The following is a 16,428-nucleotide window of genomic DNA, read 5'->3' on the forward strand; positions in this document are numbered from 1 at the left end:
GGAAGCGTCCGGAGCAAGTCATGTCCTATCGTCCCCGCAAGGCCCTGATCATCGGCGCCGGCATCGCCGGGCCCGTTGCCGCGATCCTGCTCCGCCGCGCCGGCATCGAATCCGCGATCTACGAAGCCTGGCCCTACTCCAAAGGCATCGGCGGCGGCCTTCAAATCGCGCCGAACGGCATGCATGTGCTGGACGAGATCGGGCTTGGGAACGAGCTGGTCAGCCGCGGCTCGATCGCGGAGTCCTTCGACTTTTATTCGCAAGGCGGCGAACGGCTCGGCTCGATCAACCGCGACATGGCGCGGCGCTTCGGCCAGCCCGCCGTCAACATCTGCCGCGCCACGCTGAACGAAATCCTGATCGACAAGGCCTGGTGCTCCTGCGTCTCGCTCTATTTCGACAAGCGCCTGATCAAGATCGAGGACCGCGGCGACCAGCCGATCATCGCCTATTTCGCCGACGGCACCACCGCTGAAGGCGATTTCCTGATCGGCGCCGACGGCGTGCATTCGGTGGTTCGACGCCAGGTGATCCCGGACGGGCCGCAACCGTTCAACACCGGCCTGATCGGCTTCGGCGGCTTCGTGCCGCACGCCGTCCTCGACGGCAGGCCGATCGGCCGGCACGTCGAGACCACGTTCGGGCAGAGCGGCTTCTTCGGCTACGGTTATTGCAGTCCCGATCCGAACGACGGCGTGATGTGGTGGAGCACGCAGCCCGCGCACGGCATGGACGCCGCGATGTTCCGCGCGCTCGACCCGGCGACGCTGAAGCAGCATCTGCGCGGCTTCCATCACGGCTGGCACGATCCGATCCCTGATATCATCGAAGCCGCCGAGAACATCGTCGTCACCGACACGCTCGACGTCGCGACCCTGCCGACCTGGTCACGCAAGCGCTCGCTGCTGATCGGCGATGCCGCGCATGCGACCAGCCCCCATGCCGGCCAGGGTGCCTCGCTCGCGCTCGAGGATGCGATGCGGCTCGCGCGGCTGATGCAGGAGGGACAGGAGCTCGGCGCCACCTTTAGGGCATTTGAGGCCGAGCGCCGCCCGCGCACCGAAAAGATCGTCGCCTTGGCGCGCCGCAACGGCAACAGCAAGCGCGAGTTCAGCGCCACCGGCGCATGGATGCGCAATCAGATGATGAAATGGCTGCTGCCGCTGGGCTCGAAGAGCATGGAATTCATGTACGCTTATGACGCGCGGGCGGTGTAAGTATACACTGCCGTAGGGTGGGCAAAGGCGCAACGCGCCGTGCCCACCATCTCTCCGCAACCGCGATCGAAGCGGTGGGCACGCTTCGCTTTGCCCACCCTACGGAAGCTACGCCTGGGCTTCCACCGCGAACGTCAGCCCTGCATTCTCCTGCAGCCGCTTGATCAGCTTGTGCTGCATCGCTGCGCCCGGCGTCCAGAGACCGGGCGGGACATCAGGCGTGTCGCGCAACAGGCAGATCGCGCATTCGGAGATCATCTTCGCCGTTGACGCATAGCCGGGATCGAGATCGCCCTTCACCGCCGCACGAACCTGACGGCCATCGGGCGCGACCGCAACATAGAGCAGGTCGTAATGACCGTTGTCGCGCTCTTCCTTCGACGGTCCCTCGCCGGGCTTGAGCGCTTCAGGGCCGGTCTTCTCACTGTTGGCCGCCATGACGAGCTTCGCGTTGGCCTGGCCTTCATCGCCGGCCCCCGTCAGCACCATCTCGTCGTAGACGAAATCCCTGCCATACGGGAATCCCATCAGCATGTTGGAGCGATGGACATTGCGCGTATTGAGGATCGCCATCGCGAACGGGGCCGACCAGGATTGCAAATCCTCCTCGAAAACAGGCTTGTTGCCGCGCGGCTGTTTGGGCCCTTCGAAGCCGGGTGTGAATGCAAAGGGGTCTTTCAGGATCGACACCAGACTGAGATCCTGCGCGACCGCTGCGAAGGTGAGCCTCGCGCTCGCCGAGGTGCCGCCGGAGAATTTCCAGCTGAGATCGCGGACGCGTCCTTTGACGCGCGGCGCCGGCGTTCCGAACACACGCCTTGCTTCCTCCTGAACGAAGAACGCACCGAGCTCGAACGGGATTGAATCGAAGCCGCAGGAGAACATGATGCGCGCGCCGCTCGCCCTGGCGGCCGCCTCATGCCGGTCGATCATCTGCTTCAGCCAGATCGGCTCGCCGCAGAGATCCATGTAGTCGGTGCCTGATGCCACGCAGGCGGCAAGCAGATCGGAACCATAAAGCTGGTATGGACCAACCGTGGTGACGACCAGCTTCGCCTGATCGACCATCGCGCGCAACGACGCGGGATCGGCGGCGTCCGCGACGATGAGCATCGTGTCCTTAGGTGCGCCGATCGCATCGCGAACGGAGGCGAGCTTGTCTTGGCTGCGCCCGGCCATCGCCCATGTCGGGGGCCCGTCACCGACATAATGCGCGGCGAGATACTCGGCGACGAGCTGGCCGGTGTATCCCGTCGCGCCGTAGACGACGATGTCGAACTTTGCGGACACGGATCGACTTCCTCGGGGATCGTGGACTTTACGCTTCCACCGCGAACGTCAGCCCCGCATTGTCCACCAGCCGCTTGATCAGCTTGTGCTGCATCGCCGCGCCCGGTGTCCAGAAACCAGCCGCAACATCCGTCGTGTCGCGCAGCAGGCACATCGCGCATTCGGAGATCATCTTCGAGGTCGAGCCGTAGCCGGGATCGCGGTCGCCGGTGACGCCGGCGCGGACCTGGCGGCCGTCCGGCGCGATCGCAACATAAAGCAGATTGAAGAGACCCTTCTCCTGCTCTTCCTTCGAAGGCCCCTCGCCCGGCTTCGGCGCATTCGGGCCGGTCTTCTCGGCATTGACCGCCATCACGCGCTTCGCATTGGCTTCGCCGTTCTCGCCGGGACCGGTCAAAACCATCTCGTCGTAGACGAAGTCCTGGCCGTAGGGAAAGCCCATCAGCATGTTGGAGCGATGGACGTTGCGCGTGTTGATCAGCGCCATCATGAACGGCGCGGCCCAGGATTGCAGATCCTCCTCGAAGGCTGCCCTGTTGCCTTTCGGCTGCTTCGGACCGGTGAAGCCGGGCGTCAGCGCGAAGTGGTCGTTGAGAATGGTGACGAGGCTGAGATCCTTGGCGACCGCATCGAAGGTCGCTTTCGCACTCGCCGCGGTGCCACCGGACATCGTGCCGCGCATGTCGCGGACCCGGCCCTTCACGCGCGCGGCCGGCGCGCCGAATACACGCTTGGCCTCTTCCTGCACGAAGAACGTACCGAGCTCGAACGGCACGGAATCGTAGCCGCAGGAGAACACGATGCGCGCGCCGCTCTCCTTGGCTTCCGCCTCGTACTTGTCGATCATCTGCCGCATCCAGATCGGCTCGCCGCAGAGATCGAAATAATCGGTGCCGGTGGCGACGCAGGCCGCGAGCAAGTCCTCGCCATAGAGCTGATACGGTCCGACCGTCGTGATGACAGACATCGTCTGCTCCGCCATCGCCTTCAGCGAGGCCGCGTCCGACGCATCCGCGACAATCAGCGGCGTATTCCCGGGCGCGCCGATCGCATCGCGCACCGATTTCAGCTTGCCGAGGCTACGGCCTGCCATCGCCCATTTAAGCTGCTTGTCGCCCTTGTAATGCCGGGTCAGATATTCGGCGACGAGCTGGCCGGTGAAACCGGTCGCGCCGTAGACGACGATGTCGAATTTCGCAGAGCCCATGGTCGACCTTTATTTCTACTTCTTCGCGTAACTCACGCCTCATGCCGGCACGGACGTCGCTTTGAATACCATAGGGCGGGATCGGATAGCGCAGGCCGTTCTTGGCCAGCGCCTTCATGCCCTCGATTGCCTTGGCGAGATGTTCGGGCTTCAGGGCCATCAGCATCTCCTCGTCCGGCACGCCGCCATAGCGCCGTTCGGCATAGCATGGCAAGGACAGGCTGGGCTCCCCGCTTTTGAGCGCGCGTCCCCAGGAATCCGCGCAGGCGGTCTCGCCGACCACGCCCCATTCGAACTTCTTGTAGCCGGTATATTGCAGCCCGTTGATCAGGATGATCATCTGCCCGGGCGTCGCATAGACGAGGCAAATATCAGGCGGATCGAGCCGGCCGCTGGCGAGCGGACTGACCGCGAGCGCCTGATACTGCCCGAACGGAACCACATCCAGCGCCTCCTGGCGCTTGCGCGCGTCCTCGGCCGTGCCGTGCCAGACGCCGACATAGTTTTCGCCGGCTAGCCATTTTTCGTCCTGCGGGCTAAGCCCGATCACCGCGCGGCACTGCGCACCGACGAGATCGTCGCCGGTGATGCCGACGGTCCAGCCGAGCCGCGAGGCCATGCTGACGATCTGGTCGGTGGTGTGGACCGCATTCGGCCGGCGGATCTTCGGGATCGCCTCCATGTCGGCAGCATGCGCGAACAGCTTCATGCCGATGACCGTCGTCTTCAGCCGCAACAGGTTGTTGAGATCGGCGACGAGACCGGCAAGATCGATCCTCTCGGCACTCTGCTGCTGCATGGCGTCCTCCCGGCCGGCGGTCACGCGCCGGTCTGTGTTGTTGTTTTGCAGCCCTCGTTCTAGTCCTTGCCCGGCCCGGGAAGCAACTCGCTGGTCCTGCCCATGAGGCGGTATGTCAGCAGGCCAATCCATTCGCGCATCGCAACGTCGGTCCTTAAGAGCCCCTCCTTGCCGAGATGGGAGAACGCGAAGAGATCGTCACGCCCGCCCATTCGCCAGTCCACCGGATAGGCCTCGACGTCAAACCCGGCCTTGTGAAAGATCCCCATCGCACGCGGCATGTGGAAGGCCGATGTGACCAGCAGCCAGCGCTCGCCGGGCTTCGGCGACACCAATTGCTTGGTGAAGATCGCATTCTCCCAGGTGTTGCGGGACTCGCGTTCGACGATCAGGCGCTCCTTCGGGATGCCGAGGCTTTCGAGGATCGGCGCGGAGTAGTCGGCTTCCTTCGCATCGGTGGCGACGAGGTTTGCCGTGCCTCCGGTGAAGACGATGCGCGCATTCGGATAGCGGCGCGCCAGTTCAGCCGGCGCCAGCATGCGATCGGCTGCGGACGAGACCACCGGCGTGCGGTGCGCCGCCGACAAATCGGTGTCGACGGAGCCACCGAGCACGATGATGCCGTCGGGGGCGCCCCGCGACGGGTCCCACTTCGGAAACCGCGACTCCAGCGGATAGAGCAGCAGATTGCCGAGCGGCGAAAACGCGACCAGTGCCAGCAGGGCCAGCGTGGTCACGGCGAGCTTGCGGCCGAGCGCGGCAAAGCGCGTCAGCATCAGCAGCAGCGACAGGATGCCGAGCTCAACCAGGAGATTGATCGGCAGCAGCGCGGCGCCGAGGGTCTTGGACAGAACGAAATACAGGGGAGCCTCGCTGGAATGATCGTTGGCACGGGCTTGACCGGCCCATCCGTCTTCAGAAATCTTCTTGGAAGAGGATCGATTGCCCGGTCAAGCCCGGGCATAACAGGTTCTCATGACGAGTTCTGATGAAACCGATTGGACGCGGCAAATGACCCATCACCACCTGCATTCCAGCCCCGAGACCTGTCATTGGGGCTTTTTCGAAGCCGCGCTCAAGCCCGTCCTCACCGTCAAAAGCGGCGACGAGGTGACGGTCGACACCATCAGCGGCGGACCGGACCAGCTGCCCGATCGCGACAAATTCCACATTCCGCCTGAGATGCACGAGGTTCACGCCAAAAACGAGCGCATGCTGCCCGGCCACATCCTCACCGGTCCGATCGCGGTCGAGGGCGCCGAACCCGGCGACGTGCTCGCTGTCGAGATCCTCGACGTCCAGCTCCGGCAGGATTGGGGCTGGAACATGATCAAGCCGCTGTCCGGCACCCTGCCCGACGATTTCCACGAGACGCGCCTCCTCAACATCCCGCTGGACCGGACGCGGATGGTCGGCCGCATGCCCTGGGGCCTCGACCTGCCGCTCAAACCGTTCTTCGGCGTGATGGGCGTGTCGCCGCCGCCGGCCTGGGGCCGCATCTCTTCGCTCGTTCCGCGCGCGATGGGCGGTAATCTCGACAACAAGGAGCTCGGCGCCGGTGCAACGCTGTATCTGCCCGTGTTCGTTCCGGGCGCGATGTTCTCCTGCGGCGATGGTCACGGCGTGCAGGGCGACGGCGAGGTCTGCGTCACCGCGATCGAGACCGCGCTGCAGGGTCGCTTCCGCCTGACGCTGCGCAAGGACCTCAAATTCGACTATCCCCGCGCCGAGACGGCGACGCACTACATGACCATGGCGATGGACCCCGACCTCGACCAATGCGCGGTCCGGGCGCTGCGCGACATGATCGTGCTGCTCGGCGAGACGCGAAACCTGTCGCGCGAGGACGCCTACACGCTGTGCAGCCTGGCCGCAGATCTCAGGGTGACCCAGACCGTCAACGGCTCCAAGGGCATCCATTGCATGATCGAAAAGGCGATCGTGCACGGCTAAGCGGACCAGCCTCTCCTGACCTGTCGACGCTCCACCGCCGCCCGGTCCTCCGCGCGGCGCGCTGAGCCGCGCCTAATTTTCTGTGCGATTCCAATAGGCTGAGCGTCAAGCTCAAGCTCCATTTGACTTCCGCCATCGAACCTAAATAGAGTCTTAATCGTTACTTTTATGTACCTGCGTAAGAGGCTAGCGTTTAGGCATGGCCACCGAAAAAGCCGAGACTGACCGCATTCCCGTAACCCTGGCGCTCTCGACCATCACCTACCTGGAGAAGTTGGTGAGACAGGGCACCCACGGCACCAGCGTTCCCGGCGTCGCACGAACTCTGATCGAGGAAGGCATCCGTCTCGCCATCAAGGACGGGCTTTTGTCGATTCGCGACAACGGCAGAACGTGAGCGCGCGCGGTGCGTGAAGCGGACGGATCTCGAGAGGCGGATGGCCGACATCTGCAACCTGGGACCGTTACAATGCCTGTTCTCTCACCAACCTGGACTGACGAGCGAATTGAACTTCTGAAGCAGCACTTCGAGGCCGGCCTCTCCTGCCGCGAGATCGCCGCCGATATCGGCGTCAGCCGCAACGCCGTGATCGGCAAATTGTCCCGGCTCAATCTGACGCGCAGCCGCGCGGTCGAAGACCGCAGGCTCGAGCGCAGCCTTGCGCCGGCCCGTGCGCCGAGAACCGTGCCGCGGCTGCAATATGAAATGCTCGCCACGATCTATGGCGAGACCGATACGCCAATGGTCGCAGGTCCAATCGACGACGCCAATCGCTGCTCGCTGCTGGAGCTTGCCGAGAACCGCTGCCGCTGGCCGATCTCGACGCCGGGGGCGGATGATTTCTGCTTCTGCGGCAACAGTGCGGCCGACGGCCAGTCCTACTGCACCGGTCACAGCCGCCTCGCCTACCGGCCGAACTCGCGCGCCCGCATGATGCGCGCCTGAAAACGCGCCCCAAAAATTGAAAACCTCCGGCGGGGCATCGCCGGAGGTTTCTGGAGGCTTAGCGTGAAGCTAAGAGCCGCAACTTTCGTATTTGGCTGAGATCTATATAGCTGATCAACTCAGGTAAGTAAATAAGTTTGGGGGTGATCGGGCCGCATAGCTCGTCTTCGTGCCCCGCACGGCCCATCTGATTTTCAGAAATCGATTGTCATGAAAAAGCCCCGGCGGTTTCCCGCCGGGGCTTCATCAGCACCGAAAACCTGGCAGCTTACCAATTGCGCTGGGCGCGGATCAGCATGCTGTAGGTGTTCTGGTCCTTCATCTCGTAGGTTGCCGCAGGCTTGGCAACCGACGTGAGCGCCGGGGTCGTGAGCGTGCCCGAGTACTTCTGGTCGAGATGGCTGTAGGTGAAGTCGGTCGAGAAGGTCAGGTTCTTGACCGGCGTCCAGCGGGTGATGACACCCACCTGGCTGATGTTGAAGTCCGGGTTACAGGTGCCGGTCAGGGTGGCGAACGCGGCGCTGCCGCAGATCAGACCCTTGGCCGTGCCGCTGTAGTTGACCGCAGCCCATGCGCCGTAGAGCGCCGTGTTCCAGTACGGGTTCCAGTTGTGGGTGAAGGCACCACGGAAGCCGTAGGTCTTGGTCAGCTCGAGGCCGCCGCCGGGAGCGAACACCGCGTCAGACACGCCGGCAAAGCCGATGCTCTGATACGCGCTGCTCGAGCCGCCGAACATCGAGTAGCTGGTCGCTGCCAGCGACTGGAAGTTGTAGCGGCTCGCGCCCTCGGTGTAGACGCCCGAAATGTTGATCACGTCGCCCGCACCAGTCGGAATGTTCTTGATCCCGAGAGCGAGCTGGACGGCCCAGCCCCACTTGTCTTCGGGGTGACCGGTGACTTCGCTCGCGCCGTAGTAGCCGACGTGGTTGTCGTGCGCGGCAACCGACGCCTGGAACAGACCCCAGGCCTGGTCGACACGGAGCATGGCGACGAGGTCGGGAGACCGGGTGCCGCCGATGTCGTTCGAGCCGTAGGCGCCGCCGAGCACGCCCGTGGTGCTCATGCCGGCGGTGTTCCAGACGTTGGTCGTGAAGAACTGACTCTGGTCCTGCGCCGAGAACGCGGCCGTCACGCCCTGGCCGAAATCGGCCGTGTAGGTGAACTGGGCGACGCCGTTGACCGAGCCACTGCCGCCGACGAGCTGGTCGAAGTTGTTGCCGGGGTAGTTGGTCCAGGGCGCGTCGAACTGCGACACGGCCTTACCCATGGTGAAGCCGGCGAACTGGATGAAGGCGTAGTAGACGCCGAGCGCACCGCCCGAGATGTTGCCGTCGGTGGCGTTGACGTTGCCGCTGCCCGAGCCGACGAGGCCGGTGCCGGCCGCGTTGAGGCCGAGCGAGCCGCTGTACTGGGTTGCGCCCGTGCCCGAACCGGCGCCGACGTAGTTGCCGCTCGTCCAGGTGAAGACCGCATCGAAGTAGGTGCGGACCACGCCGTACTCGGTCGCGGTGCGGGTGTCGATGTTGAGATCTTCACGAGCGCGCATCGAGTAGTAGTTGGTGAGGCGGTTGTTGGCCGCGAACACGCCGTTGTACTGGGCGCTGTAGTTGCCGCCGGCATTGAGCGCGACTTCAGCACGCAGGTAGCCACCCAGCTTGATGCAGGTGTCGCTGCCCGGGATGTAGTAGAAACCCGCACCATAGAGCGTGCAGATCTTCACGTACTCGACGGCCTTGGCCTTGACCGGAAGATCGGCCGCCTGGGCACCACCTACGGCGATCAGACCCGCCGCAGTGCCGAGCAAAAGGCTCTTCACCACTTTCATTGTAAAACCTCCAAGTTGCTCATTTTTCGGAGACCGGACCGTCACGGCCCCCCAGATCCCCGGCTCTTCAATCCGCTCGGCCGCTTCGCGCTTTTGGACACACCCGCATTCGACGCGAGGGACGTGAGCGAACCACCTGCAACGGGACGATCGAGTACCCCCCACCGTCACGAGGCAATATGCCTGCGCCGTTCCGCTAATCAAAATAGTTTATTTGGTAAGCCTTCGGGTTTCGCTAAACCTGTGCTCTGCGCGCAACACTGCGGCCCGGTAAAAATACTGACCTGCTCATGTTTGTAATTTTAGTGACAAGATTACCCTGCCCTGCACTTGCGTCAGAGCAGGCTTGCGTGGACTATGGTCATCCACGAACACCGGCCTGAAGAATTAGTTCACGGGAGTCATGTTGTGTCCGCGACGAGGAAAGAAGGAGCGCGCCTCCGCCCGATCGGCAATCTGGATATCATCCGGCGCTTCACCTGGGAGATATCGTCGATCAACATGCATCTGGAGGAGCTGCGTCAGTTCTGGGCGAGGACGCTCGGCATCAGCGGCCCGCAATGGCTGATCCTGATGGCGATCTCCGACCTCGACAAGGACGACGGCGTGCCGGTCAACGTGGTCTCCAAGCTGCTCCACGTCGACCCGTCCTTCGTCACCACCCAGTCCAAGCTGCTGGAGAAGAAAGGCCTGCTGCGACGGCGGCCCTCGCCGACCGATGCCCGCGTGGTGCGGCTCTCGCTGGTCGACAAGACGCAGAAGCACATCGCGAGCCTCAACGATCAGTACAAGACGATCCGCGAATTCGTGTTCCAGGAGTTCGACGAGAACGAGCTCACCGAATTCACCACCAAGCTCGCGACGCTGAAGACCCGGCTCGAGAAGGCCTGCGTCAGGATCTCCCTCGATTACTAAAGCAGGAAAGTGCGAAGGCGCCGCTCAGATCCGCCGGCCGACGGCGCCGAGCTGCGATTCCAGCCAGTCGAAGATGTATTCGTTGGCAAGGCTCGGATTGTCCGCGTGAGCCTGCGCCGCGCCGGTCTCCGCCGCGGTGAATACCTTCAGCACGATATCGGAGCTGCCGAGCCGCGACTTCTGCAGGATTTTCCGCGCATGGTCGGCCTTGAGCCAGCCGTCCTCGCCAAGCGTGATCAGCACCGGACAGTCGGCGCTGGAAGCCATTAGCGGCGCAGACGGCACCGGCACGATGCTGAGATCGCTCATCGCAAAACGGCTGGCGAAGAAGGATCGCTCGTGCAGGTCCCACAGCCCGCCGTCGCAGACGGCCGCAGCCAGCCGAGGCTCCTGCAACACAGCGCGTGCGACGAAGGAAGAGCCCCACCCGTCCGCAACGATGGCGACACGATCGAAATCGACGTCGCCGCGCGTTTCCAGATAGTCCATGGCGCCGGCAATCGAGCTCTCGAGATCGCGGCGCTGGAGAAGCGTATCGACGTAATCGTCGCGCTGGTCGCCCAGCAGGTCCAGCGCCAGCATCGACAATCCGCGCTCGCGCGCATGCGGCGCGAGCTTGAACAGGAATTCCTCCTTGCGGTGGCCGGGCTCGCCGACGCAGATCACGGTCGGAGCCCGCCCGCCTGCCGACGACGCGGGCAGGAAGTAGCCTTGCAACGAATGGTCCTCGACCCAGGGAATGGTGACGACTTCGCCTGTCGGCGCGCGCGCCGTGAGGTAGCGGCGGGCGCATTCCTGCATCGCCAGCACCGCGACCCAGCGGCGCTCGTCGGCCTGGTCAAGCGGCATCGCCGCAGCACCGTAGTAATTCAAAGCCCGCAGCCAGTTGCGCTGCGCGGTCGCCATGTGGCCCTCCGCGAACGCCGCTTCGGCGCGGTGGCGGTTGGCGCGTGCAAGCTTCTTCCACTCGCGGTGCCATGATTGCTCGCCGCCCTGCTTGAGCTGCCGTGCGATCATCAGGCATTCAGCGATGGTGGCGCCGCCCTCCTGCGCGGCGGTGAGAAGCCGCGTGAATTCAGCGGAGATGTCCTCTCTCTCCGCGCAAAGGGTCAAGTCGTCGGAGAGGCATGCGGGCATCATCGGGAGCTACGCTCTGTCATCGCGTTACCCGTGATTCACTAAACTATTTTGGTTCCCTGACCAAGCCGCGGTGCGCCGAATGAGAGCCGTTTCACATCACCATCGCTTGAACTCGGGAATTTATTGCATGCGTAACATTCCGTTTCGTCATAGGCGCCGAAAACTGGCAAGAGATGGCCGTAAAATTACCAGCGTAAAATTACCTGCTCACCTCTTGCCATGATGATCATCATACCTACGCGCGCGCGATCGTTGACGATCTCAGCCAAACAGATTCAGCCGAGCTTCCAGCCGACTTCCTGCGTGAAGCTTTCGTAGAAGGATCTTTCATAGGCCTGCTCGGGCGTAGCACGAACGCGCTCGTCGAGACGCTTTGCATCCTCGCCCACAAGAATGCGCCAACGCTCCGCCTTGACGCCGTCGAGGATGATCTTCGCGGCCTGCGCAGCCGTCGTCGGCGCGTCCTCGAGGAAGCTGCGGGCGCGCTCGGCGAACACCGCCTGGATGTCGTCGTCCGACATCTTGTCGGCATCCGACACGCCGGCTGCGACCATGCGCTTGCGGGTCAGCACCACCTCGTCGGCGTTGAGGCGCTCCGAGCCATCGGCGCTCTGCACCTTGCGTGAGTTGGAGACGATCGAGGTGCCGATATGGCCGGGCATCACCACCGAGCATTTGACGTGCGGCGCGTGCAGGCGGAGGTCGTTGATCAGCGCCTCGGTAAATCCCTTCACTGCGAACTTGGCCGAGCTGTAGGCCGTGTGCGCTTGCCCCATGCCGATCGAGGCCCAGAAGCCGTTGACGCTCGCGGTGTTGACGATATGGGCTTCGTCCGCCGCCACCAGCATCGGCAGGAAGGTGCGCACGCCGAGATAGACGCCGCCCCAGCAGATGTTGAAGGTGCGCTCCCATTGCTCGCGCGTGTTGGTGAACAGGCTGCCGCCGCCGCCGATGCCGGCATTGTTGAACAGAAGATGGATCTTGTCGGTGTTCTGCTGCTCGGCAAGCTCATCGCGAAAACGCTTGAGATGATCCTCGATCGAGACGTCGGCGACATGCGTGGTGATGCGCAGCCCCTGCGGCAGCTTCTCGACCTCGCAGAGCCGCTTGGTCTCGGCCATCGCGGCCTCCGAGACGTCGCACATCGCGACATTGCAGCCCTCGGCAACGAGCTGCCGTGCGAGCTCGCGTCCCATTCCCGTGCCGCCGCCGGTGATCACGGCGATCTTTCCTGCAAAATCCTTCATGGGACTTTCGGCCCCTCCCCTTATCGGTTTGTTTCTTCATCGCCTCCCGTTCGGCAAGGCTCGCGCGAAATGTAGCAGCGCCGCATCCGCAGGTAAAAGCGGGTGGACCACGATCGACATCCGTTATTTCGACGCGCGGACTATTCGAAAGGGTTGTGCACGACCTGCGGGTGCTGCCGGCGCCGAATCCCGCCCGTCATGACGCGCTGATTCGGCCCCGCCGCCGTGGCACCGCCGCCTCAGGCGATTGACGCGTCGGGTCCCCCGTATTTTTCCGGCTTCGGTTTAAGGGCAATTTTTTTACAATCCGAATCGTCAAATGGGGGTGGACGCTGGGTCGAGTCGGCCAGGCCAGCGTGTTGTTTGTGTCACAGGCTCTGGCACTCCGCTTGCATCCTCTTCGTGGTCTGAAACTACCGATGAGGTGACTGGAATGTTCGTGACCGTCGTAGCCGTGCTCTGCCGGCTTAGCGCAGCTAGCTCAGGCAGTTGCGTCGAGGAAATCGTGACCGACAGCAACATGACGCCCGAAATGTCGATGATGGCGTGTGCGGTCGGCGCGCAGGCGCCCTTGGCGAAATGGATGGGCGAGCATCCGATCTATCACACCAACTGGCGTCTCGACCGCTACAAATGCGTGCCGGGCCACTACGAGATCAAGGGCCACGCCTAAAGGCCCCGCAAAATTACGTCTATCGAGGAAACGCCCGGGGCAGCCTTTTCCCTGCGCGAGCTTGCAACGCCAGGCCGGCCCACCGAGGCTGCGCGCCCTGTGACATCAGTCACACCTTCCCGCCTCAAGCTATTGCGCGCATGATCAGCGCACGCGCCTGCCGCCCCTCCGGCGTCGGCATCAGCGCATAATTGTGCGGCTGGTCGCGGAGCAGATGCAGCTCGACCGAAACGCCCACCGCCCTCGCCCGCTCCGCGAGATCGACGCTGTCAGGATAGAGCAGATCGCGCGTGCCTGAGAAAATCGTCATCGGTGCGAGCGCGCGCAAGGCGCCGTTGAGCGGGCTGACGAAGGAATGGCCGACATCGAGATCGCCGGCATAGAGCCGTCCCGCTTCGCGTATGCCCGGAATGTCCTGGATCGGATCGCGGCCTGCGATCTCGATTTGCTCCGGACGGCTGACCGACGCGTCGGCCGCAGGCGAGATCAATATCAATCGGTTCGGCTGCCGGTGCCCGCGATCGCGCAGCCACTGGCACGCGGCGAGCGCGAGGCCCGCGCCGGCGGAATTGCCGACCACCGTGACCTTCGCGGGCCCGGCATCTTCGAGCAGCATCCGCAACAGCTCGGCCGTCGCCGGCACGACCTCCTTCGCGGTCGCGCGCGGCGCCAGCGGATAGATCGGTACGACGCAAACCACGCCCGCCTTGCGCGTCATCTGGCCGACGAAGCGCCAATGCGCCGGCACGATCTCGTTGATGTAGCCGCCGCCATGCAGGAACATGATCTGGTTGCAGCCCTCATGGCCCGACGACGGCGCCGTGTAATAGACCGGCCATCCCCCCATCTTGGTCAGGATCGCCTCGACGCCGCGCCCCAACCCCGTCGGCTCGAAGGAAGCCGGCTGCAATGCGAGCTTCTGAACATGTGCCTGCACGGCCTCGGCCGACGCCAGCTGCTGCTTGTAGGGAAGCAGCCCGAGCAGCGCGTTGAAGCCGCGGCTCTGCAAGCTCGGCCCGGGATCGCGGCTACGCGGCGCGCAGATATCAGGACAAAACTGCAAGGCCGACACAATTCGTGCAACGCTCATGCTCGGTTCTCCGCCTGGCCCGGCATTCCATATGGCGACAAAGAGGCTTGCCGACAGGGCCCACCCCGCGACTATAATGCGAGCGATCACTCGCTTTTTCTACTCGCATTGGGGATCGCAAATCCATGGCGCGCACGCCGCCGACAAAGCCCCGGAAAAATGCACTGCAAGCACGATCGCGCGCCACCGTCGACGCGCTGGTCGAGGCGACTGCTCGCATTCTGGTCAAGGAAGGTTTTGAGAAGACCAGCACCAACCGCATCGCCGAGATCGCCGGCGTCAGCGTCGGTTCGCTTTACCAATATTTTCCCAGCAAGGAGGCCCTCGTCGCCGCCGTGATCGACCGCCACAACGAGGAGATCATGGGCCTCGTCCGCGCAGCGCTGGCAGAGGTCGCCGACCTCCCGATCGAGAAAGCCGTGCAAAAACTCGTCACCGTCGCGATCGAAGCCCACCGCATCAATCCGAAACTGCACCGGGTGCTCGCCGAGCAGATCCCGCGCACGGGCCAACTCGCCGACGTCGAAGCCTTCAACCGCGAGGTCCACGCTCTCGTGCGCGCCTACCTCGAAAGCCGCCGCAAGGAGATGCGCAAGATCGATCCGGGGCTGGCGACCTTCATCTGCGTCAGCGCGATCGAAGCGGTCGCGCACAACACGGTGCTGAACGAGGCGGAGGTGCTGTCGGAGAAGACGGTGCGGACGCTGGTGGAGGAGACGACAAGGATGGTGGTGGGGTATTTGAGGTAGCGGTTCAACCAAGATAATTCGACTAGACACGAAAGAACGCCCCCTCGTTGAGGCACAACCGTCGATCGAACTGAACACAACAGCGTTGAGCCAGCACAGCCAGTGCCGTCGAGTCGTTTGCGGCAGCATCGCGACGCAAATGAAGGGCGGCTTCAATCTCTTCTCAACTCAAGATATGCTAGGAGCGATAATACCATCAAAGGCAGGCAATTATGAAACGCTTATGGCTCACTTTTATTATTGCAGTTCTATTTCAATTTAACAGCTCGAGCGTATCGGCTCAACAGGTCGCACAAGCCATCGAGTTCTCAAATACCCTCGAGGGCAAACTTGCTATCGCAGTGGTATCCGCTGTTCTGTCGCTGCTAGGTGGCTATATTCTGTACTATTTGAAAGACCGAAAGGAGGCGCGCTGGGAAATTTCCTACGACGTGGACGCCAAGAAAGGCTTGCTAGGGATAGAGGAGCGCCTAGCAAAAGATCTGAGTATTTCTTACAAAGGCAGACCAGCGGAGAACATCGGCTACATTCGTTGCGAGATGGTCAATAGCGGCACCGCTATCATCCGCAAACAGCAGCTTCGTTTCGAATTTCCGACTAGTCTGGAAATTTTGGATTGGAGCATTGACCCTGTGCCGCCCAAAGAGCTCGCATTTTCCGCTGATGTCGGAACGGACGGGATGAACGAAAAGACTGCTTTGCTCGGGTATTTTCCGGTGGGTCAGCGAGTCACGCTTCATTTCATCCTGTCAGGCAACGGTACGCCCGCTGTGAAAGTCTTTGGCTTCAACGAAGAAGAGGATGTGCAGGTCATTCCCGGAAACGTCGGTGTAGCCCTTGATGATCGTCGCCAACTAGAGAAGTTTATCTTGCTGTATCTTCTTACACTGTTTGTGCCGCGTGCCTTCGATGGCATTCCGGTGTTCGGAGAATTGGCTAGCAGCGCCTACTATCTTGTAGCAGTGTTCATTGCTCTTCGTTTAGTCCCCACAGTAGCGCGTATACTGGCCGCATTGATTTCCTCGGGTACTGCCGCCCGCTACCCCACAGTTTCTATTGGCACCGTAAGCAGTTCAGGCACATTCGCTCTTGGCGTGGGGGCAGGAGCACAGACTTCAGTTTTTGGCGATACAAAGGATCGCCCTGAACGCAGCAATTCCGTTCAAATCGAAAATGTCTCTGCTAAGGAATGACCGAACATCATCCCGCCAGACACGGAAAAGAGACCTATTCGGCAGATTCCTGCGACATTATGGGGGACGCGTTAGATCAATTGAACGCACTGGACTGCACCCCTCAAGTGAGACACGATAATCTCGGTGACAGGGCGGTTGCCACGACGTTTTATCTTGCCTTGTTTTGCGCGAACGCGGCTTC

General features: G+C 62.7%; 16 protein-coding genes and 1 pseudogene. 9 read left to right on the forward strand and 8 right to left on the reverse strand.

Annotated features, from left to right (window positions below; all coding sequences use genetic code 11):
* Positions 1-20 precede the first annotated feature (20 nt).
* Complete coding sequence (locus tag BMW89_RS21050; RefSeq protein ID WP_092028889.1) at positions 21-1,217, forward strand: FAD-dependent monooxygenase; 1,197 nt, start codon at positions 21-23, stop codon at positions 1,215-1,217.
* A gap of 108 nt (positions 1,218-1,325) precedes the next feature.
* Here the strand turns inward: BMW89_RS21050 and BMW89_RS21055 are convergent, their stop codons facing one another.
* The 4 genes and pseudogenes from BMW89_RS21055 to BMW89_RS21070 all read right to left on the reverse strand — a co-directional run bounded on the left by BMW89_RS21055 (position 1,326) and on the right by BMW89_RS21070 (position 5,289).
* Entirely contained in the window at positions 1,326-2,507 is a 1,182-nt protein-coding gene (locus BMW89_RS21055; protein ID WP_092028890.1) for a saccharopine dehydrogenase family protein, read from the reverse strand.
* Between the two features lie 28 nt (positions 2,508-2,535).
* Entirely contained in the window at positions 2,536-3,714 is a 1,179-nt protein-coding gene (locus BMW89_RS21060) for a saccharopine dehydrogenase family protein (protein ID WP_092028891.1), read from the reverse strand.
* A 15-nt stretch (positions 3,715-3,729) separates the two neighbouring features.
* Positions 3,730-4,513, reverse strand: a pseudogene (locus BMW89_RS21065) (DUF169 domain-containing protein).
* Between the two features lie 59 nt (positions 4,514-4,572).
* Positions 4,573-5,289 (reverse strand): YdcF family protein, encoded by a 717-nt coding sequence (locus tag BMW89_RS21070; protein ID WP_244547640.1) that lies wholly within the window; start codon positions 5,287-5,289, stop codon positions 4,573-4,575.
* 235 nt (positions 5,290-5,524) lie between these two features.
* On the opposite strand from BMW89_RS21070, the gene BMW89_RS21075 reads away from it, so the two are divergent.
* The 3 genes from BMW89_RS21075 (at position 5,525) to BMW89_RS21085 (ending at position 7,412) form a co-directional block, all read left to right on the forward strand.
* Complete coding sequence (locus BMW89_RS21075) at positions 5,525-6,466, forward strand: acetamidase/formamidase family protein (RefSeq protein ID WP_092028893.1); 942 nt, start codon at positions 5,525-5,527, stop codon at positions 6,464-6,466.
* Positions 6,467-6,665: 199 nt separating this feature from the next.
* Entirely contained in the window at positions 6,666-6,863 is a 198-nt protein-coding gene (locus tag BMW89_RS21080; RefSeq protein WP_007603456.1) for a hypothetical protein, read from the forward strand.
* 72 nt (positions 6,864-6,935) lie between these two features.
* Positions 6,936-7,412 (forward strand): GcrA family cell cycle regulator, encoded by a 477-nt coding sequence (locus tag BMW89_RS21085; protein WP_092028894.1) that lies wholly within the window; start codon positions 6,936-6,938, stop codon positions 7,410-7,412.
* Between the two features lie 268 nt (positions 7,413-7,680).
* On the opposite strand, the gene BMW89_RS21090 is transcribed toward BMW89_RS21085, so the two are convergent.
* Positions 7,681-9,237: a porin gene (locus tag BMW89_RS21090; protein ID WP_092028895.1), complete on the reverse strand. Its 1,557-nt coding sequence runs from the start codon at positions 9,235-9,237 to the stop codon at positions 7,681-7,683.
* Between the two features lie 408 nt (positions 9,238-9,645).
* Between BMW89_RS21090 and BMW89_RS21095 the strand changes: the two genes are divergently transcribed.
* Positions 9,646-10,152, forward strand: a complete 507-nt coding sequence (locus BMW89_RS21095) for a MarR family winged helix-turn-helix transcriptional regulator (RefSeq protein WP_177196208.1) — start codon at positions 9,646-9,648, stop codon at positions 10,150-10,152.
* Between the two features lie 24 nt (positions 10,153-10,176).
* On the opposite strand, the gene BMW89_RS21100 is transcribed toward BMW89_RS21095, so the two are convergent.
* Together BMW89_RS21100 and BMW89_RS21105 are read right to left on the reverse strand one after the other, a co-directional pair.
* Positions 10,177-11,292 (reverse strand): alpha/beta hydrolase family protein, encoded by a 1,116-nt coding sequence (locus BMW89_RS21100; RefSeq protein ID WP_092028897.1) that lies wholly within the window; start codon positions 11,290-11,292, stop codon positions 10,177-10,179.
* Positions 11,293-11,567: 275 nt separating this feature from the next.
* Positions 11,568-12,539 (reverse strand): SDR family NAD(P)-dependent oxidoreductase, encoded by a 972-nt coding sequence (locus BMW89_RS21105; protein WP_092028898.1) that lies wholly within the window; start codon positions 12,537-12,539, stop codon positions 11,568-11,570.
* Positions 12,540-13,044: 505 nt separating this feature from the next.
* Here BMW89_RS21105 and BMW89_RS21110 point away from each other — a divergent pair.
* Positions 13,045-13,212 (forward strand): hypothetical protein, encoded by a 168-nt coding sequence (locus BMW89_RS21110; RefSeq protein WP_244547641.1) that lies wholly within the window; start codon positions 13,045-13,047, stop codon positions 13,210-13,212.
* A 124-nt stretch (positions 13,213-13,336) separates the two neighbouring features.
* Here BMW89_RS21110 and BMW89_RS21115 read toward each other — a convergent pair whose 3' ends face one another.
* Positions 13,337-14,302, reverse strand: coding sequence for an alpha/beta fold hydrolase (locus tag BMW89_RS21115; RefSeq protein WP_092028900.1), 966 nt, complete (start codon positions 14,300-14,302; stop codon positions 13,337-13,339).
* A gap of 125 nt (positions 14,303-14,427) precedes the next feature.
* On the opposite strand from BMW89_RS21115, the gene BMW89_RS21120 reads away from it, so the two are divergent.
* The 3 genes from BMW89_RS21120 to BMW89_RS38275 all read left to right on the forward strand — a co-directional run.
* Positions 14,428-15,051: a TetR/AcrR family transcriptional regulator gene (locus BMW89_RS21120; RefSeq protein WP_092028901.1), complete on the forward strand. Its 624-nt coding sequence runs from the start codon at positions 14,428-14,430 to the stop codon at positions 15,049-15,051.
* 212 nt (positions 15,052-15,263) lie between these two features.
* Positions 15,264-16,244 (forward strand): hypothetical protein, encoded by a 981-nt coding sequence (locus tag BMW89_RS21125; RefSeq protein ID WP_092028902.1) that lies wholly within the window; start codon positions 15,264-15,266, stop codon positions 16,242-16,244.
* The coding region (locus BMW89_RS38275) for a hypothetical protein (RefSeq protein ID WP_210187577.1) at positions 16,241-16,428 on the forward strand (188 nt) is incomplete at its 3' end. The genes BMW89_RS21125 and BMW89_RS38275, both read left to right, overlap by 4 nt.

The organism is Bradyrhizobium sp. OK095, assembly GCF_900109945.1.
GTDB lineage: Bacteria > Pseudomonadota > Alphaproteobacteria > Rhizobiales > Xanthobacteraceae > Bradyrhizobium.

Coding starts and splice junctions, on each gene's coding strand:
- BMW89_RS21080 (WP_007603456.1), top strand. CDS start 6,666: ATGGCCACCGAAAAAGCCGAGACTGACCGCATTCCCGTAACCCTGGCG.
- BMW89_RS21100 (WP_092028897.1), bottom strand. CDS start 11,292: ATGATGCCCGCATGCCTCTCCGACGACTTGACCCTTTGCGCGGAGAGA.
- BMW89_RS21125 (WP_092028902.1), top strand. CDS start 15,264: ATGAAACGCTTATGGCTCACTTTTATTATTGCAGTTCTATTTCAATTT.
- BMW89_RS21075 (WP_092028893.1), top strand. CDS start 5,525: ATGACCCATCACCACCTGCATTCCAGCCCCGAGACCTGTCATTGGGGC.
- BMW89_RS21060 (WP_092028891.1), bottom strand. CDS start 3,714: ATGGGCTCTGCGAAATTCGACATCGTCGTCTACGGCGCGACCGGTTTC.
- BMW89_RS21120 (WP_092028901.1), top strand. CDS start 14,428: ATGGCGCGCACGCCGCCGACAAAGCCCCGGAAAAATGCACTGCAAGCA.
- BMW89_RS21105 (WP_092028898.1), bottom strand. CDS start 12,539: ATGAAGGATTTTGCAGGAAAGATCGCCGTGATCACCGGCGGCGGCACG.
- BMW89_RS21115 (WP_092028900.1), bottom strand. CDS start 14,302: ATGAGCGTTGCACGAATTGTGTCGGCCTTGCAGTTTTGTCCTGATATC.
- BMW89_RS21070 (WP_244547640.1), bottom strand. CDS start 5,289: ATGCTGACGCGCTTTGCCGCGCTCGGCCGCAAGCTCGCCGTGACCACG.
- BMW89_RS21090 (WP_092028895.1), bottom strand. CDS start 9,237: ATGAAAGTGGTGAAGAGCCTTTTGCTCGGCACTGCGGCGGGTCTGATC.
- BMW89_RS21050 (WP_092028889.1), top strand. CDS start 21: ATGTCCTATCGTCCCCGCAAGGCCCTGATCATCGGCGCCGGCATCGCC.
- BMW89_RS21085 (WP_092028894.1), top strand. CDS start 6,936: ATGCCTGTTCTCTCACCAACCTGGACTGACGAGCGAATTGAACTTCTG.